Source organism: Anaerolineae bacterium, assembly GCA_016931895.1.
Lineage (GTDB): Bacteria > Chloroflexota > Anaerolineae > 4572-78 > J111 > JAFGNV01.
This window is the reverse complement of record JAFGDY010000312.1, coordinates 1-8,363: the sequence shown is the minus strand read 5'-3', so window position 1 is coordinate 8,363 and position 8,363 is coordinate 1. Positions and strand designations below refer to the sequence as shown.

Here is an 8,363-nt window from a genome sequence, read left to right as displayed (position 1 = left end):
TTCATCTTTGGTTTGGTAATCCTGGCCATTATTTTCGGCAGCCACAAGCAGGTCTCCTGAAGGCAATTGAACTGCCTGGATTTTACCAGCCTGAATCTGTTGTGTCAACACTTTTTGAGGCAGGCCATAGGGCAATTGCATACATTATGTGAATTAACAAAAAGTAGCTGACCAAATTTGCTTAAGCCAGGGTCGTTGTGTCATCATTGAGCAGCAATTCCCGTTATGGGGTGTTTCTTTCAAAATACACATTCCATAATCAAGCTGGTCAAGCCAATGATAAAACTCCAAGTCAAGCGTACCCACACAGGGAATTCTAATTTCAGGGTCATAGCGGCAGAAGTAAGGGCAGTTCGGTTAAAGGGCGCACTCCTCCCAGGGTTTCAAAGCGGTTCAAGTCAAGTGGGGCCCAAAATGTTCAACCCTTCGATTTTGTAGCCATAAAGCAAAGCGTTGAAGATGTCATCCAGTGAGGAAACTGGCAAGGTGTAAAACAAGGCCCGCATATGATCCCAGAGTCTTTTGCGACTGCCTTCCTTTTTCAACACCGCCTGGAACAAAGACGAAGTGAGTTGTTGGACTTGGTCGACCAGGAAGGCCAACATCATCAACAAGACAAAGACCAACGACAGATATTGTTGGCCGTGGCCATAGTTGTGTTCCAGATGATAGTCTTGATTTTTGAGGGTGTTGAGGGTTTCATTTTCGATTTTCCAGCGGGTGCGTCCCCCGCGCATCAGTTCGCAGACATTGAATTTGGTCACGGTGAAGTCGGTGATCTTACAGAAGTGTCGGGTTTGGCTGGGGGAGATCTGCCAATATTCGATGAAATTGACCCGCAGGTCTTGATTGGAAGCATTCAAGGGCACTTGATTGATGAAACGAAAACGGTGGATAGCCCCTTTGATGTGCTGTTCATAGACCGTGGTCTGACCCGCTTGATGCGCTGTTTCAACATAATCAAACAGAAAGGCATGATCGCCTTCTTTGACCCCCAAAATGTAGTGCAGCTCATGCTTTTGTAATTCTCGAATATGGGGCCCATTGGCACTTAAGGCATCTTCGGTGATGATCAGGGGTAAATCAGGGTGGTCGGGCCAAAAAACGCCTGGCCGCATTGCGTTCACAATCATTCTTGCTGGCCCCATCTTGCTTCACAATCGGTTCTGGGGCCAAAGGAATGACCACCGCCTGATCAGGATGGACAATCGCTGCCACCAAGAGCTGATGATAGTAGGTCGTCTCACCATTTTTATGCTGCTTTTGCAGACAAGAAGCACAATGTGCCTTGTTCGAGCTGTAATAGCCGCTCCCGTCCAACGAGAGCAGGTAATACTGGGCGTGTTGGGGGGGACAGCCAAAACAAACAGGTCATCAAATCGTCCATTGACCCAAGCCAGGCGGAGATGGAGTAAATGGTTGAAACCGTCCTCACTCCAGCGCATACCCACCCCTTTGAATCGCTGTTGGATGAGCCACTTGCAAGCACTTTCAACGATACCGCTGCCAATCGGTAGCCCCAACTCTTTAAATTTAGCGTAATCGATGTGGTCACGATGTTTGTCCAGGTAGGTATACAAGTTGGTCAAGGTCTGGTAAGCAGAAGCGGGGAGACCTTCCAGGGCGAGAGCCGCCTCGATATCGGCCAAAACCGCATTACTTTTGCCCTGCCGCAACAAGCGGCGAGCGGACTTGAACCAGTCTCGTGCCCGTTGGGTGCGTCCATCCAGCCAGGCCTGACTGCCTTTCCATAAATTTTGTGCGGCGTGGTAAAAGTCCAGAATGCCGGTGAGCGTGCCTGTCAGACCGGCCGTGGCAAAACGTTCCTCAAAGAGTCGCCAGAAGCCCCGCCCGCCATCGGCTAACCAGACCACCTGCGGACTACTCGACACGCCTTGCCGTACCGCTTCCAGCCACAGGCGAGGACTTAAGGCGTCAATGTCCCCTAACACCGCGACCAGGCGGCGTTGGGTCAAGTGCGTGACCCGCTGGCCGGCTGTCGTCACCCGTTCACCCAAGCGAGCCAGGATCCCCACCTTCACCTCCCGCCAGACCGTCTTGCCTTTAGCCCTGCCCGCTTGGGGACGGAAGGGGGTCATCACCCCATCAGCCCCTATTAGCAGGGGCAAGGTCTTGGTCCCCGTCGCCAACACTTCCTCTTCCGGCAACTCCCCTTGAGTCAGGGCTGCCAGTTGGTTCGCCAACTGAGCCATCGCGCGCTGCCCACTCTGTTGCACCCACGACCAAATGGATTTGCTCTCTACCTTGACTCCCGTCAATAACTCGAATAGCACGGCGGCTATCTCAAACGGGACAAACACGGCCAAGGCACAGGCCAACCATTTCACTTCCAGGCTCGTCCGTTGATAAGGCTTCAACCCCAAGGCGGCATCCAATGACGCCACTTGGCCCGTGGCACACTTACCCGGACAGCCCCGCACCCGTCGTCGCCATTTGACCAACCCTAGCAAAGTAATCATTTCTCGCCGCTTCAGTCCCTTACTTTCCAGATTTTGATTACAGTCGGGACACACCCCGCCCTCGTCCGGCGCTTGCCCCCGCTCGTTCAAAACCTCCTCGGCTACTTTGGCGGCCACCACTCGCCCCAATTGCAGTGCCGCCAAAATGAGCAACGCCAGTGAGGACGCATTTTTTATCTTATCAATCAGTTCTTGCAATGATGGGTCACTTTGAGCTATAGTGTTGGTTAGACAAGACATCGGCTACTCAGGTTCCTTTTTGACAATCTTGGTCGATTATCAAAAGTTACCTCATCCCCGGTGTTTTGTCATTTCTCCCCCCCAACCTTTACATACGCCCAATTGAAAACTATTTTTATTGAAACGGCGCAAGAGTTAAAAGGGTACGCCAGACGGATATTTAAGGCCAAAGTAGTCAAAGGATTGGGTAAGGGTGGGCAACGTCGGGCGGAAGAAGAACTGGGCTGGAACCGAGGCACAATACGGAAAGGGATGGCAGAATTGGAAGGCCACTTTGCCTACTTGGATAATTTTAGGACGCGGGGTCGGAAACCGGCTGAATACTACTTGCCCGATTTGCTGGCTGACATCAAAGCGATTGCCAATGCAGTCAGTCAAACAGACCCAACCTTCCAGACCACGCAATTGTATATTCGTTTGAGTGCCGCCGAGGTCAGAAAACAATTGCTTGAACAAAAAGGGTACCGTGATGAGGAGCTACCGAGTGCAGATACAATCGGACACAAACTCAATCAACTGGACTATACATTGAAAAAAGTCAGGAAAAGTAGACCACTCAAGAAAAAACCGGAAACAGATGCCATCTTTGAGCAATTAGCCCTGGTCAATGCTGAAGCTGATGCAGATGAAACAATGTTGCGGCTGTCAGTTGATGCCAAAGGAACCGTTTTACTGGGTTTATTGTCCAGAGGGGGCTACAATCGGGTCACAGTTAAAGCCCTTGATCACGATTATCGACCGGATAAGATGGTAACTCCAGGGGGTGTTTTCTTACCTCAATTCAATGAAACCTACATTTTTTTGACCACCTCTCCGGTAACCAGTGATTTGATTGTCGATTGTATTGAGCACGTTTGGACTATGAATAAAGCACGTTTTCCATTGGTCAAAACTCTGGTCATTAACCAGGATAATGGCCCTGAATGTCACTCTCGACGAACTCAGTTTATGAAAAGAATAACCCAATTGGCCGATGAAACCCAGCAGACCATCGAGTGGGCCTACTATCCACCCTATCATAGCAAATATAATCCTATTGAACGGGTGTGGGGTGTTTTGGAAAACTATTGGAATGGCAGTTTGCTTGATACCCTGGAAACTGTCTTTCATTTTGCTCAAAATATGACCTATAACGGTGTTCATCCCGTAGTTGAAATTGTTAAAAAAAACTATTATACCGGAGTCAAATTGACCCAGAAAGCTATGGATGAGTTGGAAAATCGCTTTGAACGTCTACCTGGTTTGGAGAAATACTTTGTCCGTATCTCTCCTTTTCCCAACTCGATTTTGGGATGATTATTTTTTCGGTACTGCCTAACCTGATTTAAGCCAGCTCTTCGCCAACCCCAAACATTCACCGACTTTCGTAAGGCCGGGCAAAGAACATCTCTTCCGCATAACCAAGAAGAACCGTATCTACAGATTGGGAATAGACTGAAGAAAGCCCCGCCCTCTCGTGGCCTGAGTAATTATGAAAATGATACCGGGAAAGTTCTTCTTCAGAATAAATGATGTTGGGGGGATTATCATTACAGCGGGTCCACTGCCCGCTGTTTATTGTTGCAGCGTTAATGATGGCGATCATCTGGCTCTTGGACGATCCCTGCGCGTGATCCTGGTCAAACTGGACCCGTAAATACGGACAAGGTAGGTCCGCCGCAAAACCGGAGGCATCCCTTTCCGCCCAATACCCTTCGTCAAATATTGCCCCACCGTGGAGTATAATTTGAGACAATTCTTCCGGGGCCGGTTCACGGCCCTTGTTCAAAAACCGGATTAGCGCATAGGCCCAAGCCTCATCATTGGCCAACCCTCGCTGCAAATCTTTACCCGGGCAAGAAGGCCCTTCCCAATCAATCAGAAAGGCCACCGGCATCTCTGGATAGCGGGCCAAGGCCCCTGTGGCCAGCACAACGCCATAAGAATAGGAGAGAAGCCCCATGTTATCTTTTTGAACAAACGAAAGCCCACTCACAAAATCTACAATAGCCTTCAGATCGTCTTGATGCACCAAGCCATGATGATCATCCTCCCCTTCACTCTCCCCTCGACCCTGGGGCGCAAAATCTACCGTGATAATCCCCTTTTCCAGAAGGCGGGCCGGCAGTGCTGATTGAAAAGCATACATCCCATCGCCTCCGGCCACCCCAATGAGAACCGGAAAGGGGCCGTCTCCTGCCGGTTTCTGGACCCGCATGGCTATTTTATTCCCATTCAAGGAGGGGATGGACAATGAAGCAACGCCACCGGACGAGAATTGAATTTTTTGCGGCTCAACCGTTGGCGTAGCTTGTGGGTTACCGGCGCAAGCGGTGAAGATCAGCCATAGCAAAAGGAATGAGACATATCTCCTTGAACGGTGCATAATTTTGACCAGCTCGGGCGCAAGGGGGTTGTTAGAGCGGCAGCCTCGTAGCCAAATCATTTGGGTTCTCTTGCCATTTCCCACCTTGGCCGCTTAACAATGGGAACGTCTTTTTTTGTACCCGGTATAAGTTTTCCATTTGTCCTCCGAGGCCGGGTGAGGCCTTATTCAGAGTCCGGGCCTGCAAGCCGGGCCAACAGCGCCTCTGCCTCTGCAACCGGCGCATCCAGTAACTTGCCGATTTGGCGAGGAATTTATCTCTAAAATAATGTAGAAGCTATTAAATCCTTAGCCCTAAGCCAAGCCTATTCAAGTATAACCGGATTTGAAGATTACGGCCAATTGCGGGGAGGGTTTCAACGGAGATTATTTGATAGGCCCACACTTGCGTTCTTTAAGCCTTACGGCTGCGCCAGGAACGCCGTTATTTTTTGATTGACCAGCTCTGTCTGCACAAGCAATAGATCGTGGCCGGCATTGGCAATGATGTCTGTTTGTATGTGCGGGGCCACCTTGTTGAGCCGCTGTACCGCTTTTTGAGCAGAATACAGCACCTCGTTTTCACCGACCAGGAAGAGCGCGGGCGCGTTGATGCGCTGCCATTCTTCATCCGTCAGTGGCGTTAATGCGGGCAACTGCCGGGGATTCACCGGCTCAAAACATCGCGCCGACAGCAAAAACTCATCGGCTATGGCTTCCAACATCTGCATATCCTTTTGGGCCAGGTCCTTGAAACACCATTTAAAAAAGCGGATATACGTGTTACGGCGAGGCGACAGGTTGAGAAATATGGACCGCAGAAGGTACCCTGCCCGAAAGGGCAATACCGTGCCGGCCGGGGCCACCCAAATAATTTTGCTCAGCCGGCCCGGGGCGTGCAGCGCATACCGGCCGGCCGGCCAACCGCCGTACGACGCCCCCAGGAGATTGACGTTGTCTGCCAGGCCCAGTCCATTGAACAACTCATCAAGCCACTGCCCAACGTCAGCCGGGCCGGTTATGGCCCGCGTGTACACGCTCCGGCCAACGCAACCGGTGTTGATGAGGCTATCCACCGCATAGGTTCTATAACGCCCGGACAACGCCGCGATGTTTGGTATCCACTGTAGAGAACAGCTTCCGGCCCCGGGCAGCAACACCAACGGCGGCGCGCCAACCGGCCCGCTGACCCGCACAAACGTTTGCCCGTATGCAGTGTCTGCCATCTTACCCTCTGAAGGGATCGGCCAGGCTTTTGCCGCTGCATCATAGCGGGCCAGATATTCCGCTTTTGCTTCCGTTGATCGAAAAGGATGATCGGCTGACGGTTTCATCGTTGTTCCCCCTTTTCAACCGGAAACTGAATTTCGGTGGTATAATCTTCATAAGAGCCATAATACACTTCTCGCGGCGGGCCAACAATGCCATAACCATGCGCTTCTATCCACCGGCCAATGGTATTGTAGGCCAGTTTAAAGCTCTCGCTCTTTTTGTCGGCCACAATGGTGGCGGCCACGTGCGGAACGGCTTCCATCTGACGGACAATGATCGGACTCATAGGCCTGGCAATCTTTTGGATTTCTGTGCCGCAGATGATAAAGGCACACTCGGTGTCAACATTCTCGCGGGTATAACTTTCGTTATGATAGATGGTCATGGGGGAACCGAAAGACAGGCGGTTGGCCGTCATCCAACCGGCAATGGTATGGAGCATTTCGCCGATACGTTGGGGCACTTGCTCAATTGTTGGCACCATTTCCCGGATGGCCGCCACAATAAGCGGATCAATAGATTTCAGGGTTACTTCGTAGGCAGGCATATTTTCCTCCAGGTTGAGATAATTCAGGCGAGCCAGAATTCGTTCCCGGCGCAGTTGGGCGGTCTCTATGGCGTTTTCGGCCAGCGCTAACTGCGCTTTCAGCATGCCACGCAATTCATCTGCGGTGGGTTTATCCCGGAGAATGTGCGCAATCTCCTCCAACGAAAACCCAACCTCTTTCAGCGCGATGATCCGGTTGAGGGGCTGCAATTGTTTGGCGGTGTAGTAACGGTAGCCCGTGAACGGGTCTACCTGGGCCGGTTTAAACAAACCAAGCGCATCATAATGACGCAGCGTATCAATGGTCACGCTTGCTATACGGGAAAACTCGCCTATTTGGAACATGCCTGTAGTTTAACACCTCGGGTAACCCTAGAGTCAAGGATGAATTTTACTTCTCTCCCTATCTTGCGGCCTGACCCCGCAGGAGGGGAGCCGAAATAGTTTTTAACCTCATAAATTTGGCTCTACTGATTCTATCAAAACCTACTCACCACGCAAGAATCCGGCTAACCGTGCTCGCGTGGGACTACCGGCTCGCGGTAACCCCACGGCGGCATACGACCCTGAAATTTCCAGTTTGCCCTAATCGCAACACGGGGTATTATGCTCAGGTTCAAAACGCGGAGGTGAACCGAAATGAACAAGGAACTGGAGCCCTTAACCTTGACCGATAGCGAGATCAAAGACCTTGAAACTCTGTACAAACAGGAAGGCGACCGACGGATGGCTGAACGCATGCCCTGCATCATCCTGTATGTCCGTGGTTATGAATTAAAAGAGTTGCAACGGATTCTGATGGTCGGCATCAGGACGCTCAAGAGATGGATAAAAACCTTTATCGCCCAAGGCATCGACGGGCTGCGGCAGTGGGGCTACAAAGGGCAGGCGTGCGTTCTGAGTGATGAGCAGTGGGCCGAGGTGGAAAAGGAGTTGGAGCGCAAGCCTTATCATTACGCCAAACAGGTGGTGGCGTTCGTCAAGAAAAGGTTCGGGGTTGAGTACAGTCAGCGGGGCATGCAAGCCCTGCTGCGGCGCAAAGGGTATCGTCGGATCAAAACTCGTATCGTGCCCGGCCAAGTCGATGAGGAGAAACAGCAAGAACAGCGAGAATTCATTGAGGATTACTTCAAACTCAAGGCCGCCTTAGGTCCAATACCATTCAAATAAGCAAAAAGGTGGCAACTGGAGTAAACTTTCGATGAGGACAAATCCAGAAAGTAATCCAGGAGCCACCTTATGAGATATAGATTACGGCAAATAGCCGAAGATAGCAAGTTCAGTTGCGAGTTGAAAGTGGAAGCGATCCACCGAGCTGTTCCAGAGCGGGAAGTGGAAGCCGTTTTGGAGGCAGAGGGGATAGAGACGATCCGAGAACGGAAGCCCAATATGGTTGTGGTTCTTCCAGAATTTCCGTGGTGTAGGGGCAGGTCTTGTGCCTGCCCAGGGCGACCACAAGGATTCGCCCCTACATATTGGG

Annotated in this window: 6 protein-coding genes and 1 pseudogene; 2 read left to right on the top strand and 5 right to left on the bottom strand. The window is 51.3% G+C overall.

The genetic code is table 11. The features are described 5' to 3' along the window. Positions 1-398: 398 nt before the first annotated feature. Together JW953_23830 and JW953_23825 are read right to left on the bottom strand one after the other, a co-directional pair. Positions 399-998, bottom strand: coding sequence for a hypothetical protein (locus tag JW953_23830; protein MBN1995737.1), 600 nt, complete (start codon positions 996-998; stop codon positions 399-401). A gap of 33 nt (positions 999-1,031) precedes the next feature. After that, positions 1,032-1,332: pseudogene (locus tag JW953_23825) on the bottom strand (hypothetical protein). Positions 1,333-2,780: 1,448 nt separating this feature from the next. Between JW953_23825 and JW953_23820 the strand changes: the two are divergent. Then, positions 2,781-4,016, top strand: a complete 1,236-nt coding sequence (locus JW953_23820) for an ISAzo13 family transposase (GenBank protein MBN1995736.1) — start codon at positions 2,781-2,783, stop codon at positions 4,014-4,016. Between the two features lie 58 nt (positions 4,017-4,074). Here the strand turns inward: JW953_23820 and JW953_23815 are convergent, their stop codons facing one another. The 3 genes from JW953_23815 to JW953_23805 form a co-directional block, all read right to left on the bottom strand. Continuing rightward, complete coding sequence (locus JW953_23815; GenBank protein ID MBN1995735.1) at positions 4,075-5,145, bottom strand: hypothetical protein; 1,071 nt, start codon at positions 5,143-5,145, stop codon at positions 4,075-4,077. A 341-nt stretch (positions 5,146-5,486) separates the two neighbouring features. Further along, on the bottom strand, positions 5,487-6,398 hold the full coding sequence (locus JW953_23810) for an alpha/beta hydrolase (protein MBN1995734.1): 912 nt from the start codon (positions 6,396-6,398) through the stop codon (positions 5,487-5,489). Next, positions 6,395-7,228: a MerR family transcriptional regulator gene (locus JW953_23805; GenBank protein MBN1995733.1), complete on the bottom strand. Its 834-nt coding sequence runs from the start codon at positions 7,226-7,228 to the stop codon at positions 6,395-6,397. Before JW953_23805 ends, JW953_23810 begins: the two co-directional genes overlap by 4 nt. A gap of 294 nt (positions 7,229-7,522) precedes the next feature. Here JW953_23805 and JW953_23800 point away from each other — a divergent pair, with 294 nt between their 5' ends. Then, the gene (locus JW953_23800; GenBank protein MBN1995732.1) at positions 7,523-8,053 is read left to right on the top strand and encodes a winged helix-turn-helix domain-containing protein; all 531 of its coding nucleotides are present in this window, start codon (positions 7,523-7,525) and stop codon (positions 8,051-8,053) included. The last annotated feature ends 310 nt before the right edge of the window (positions 8,054-8,363 follow it).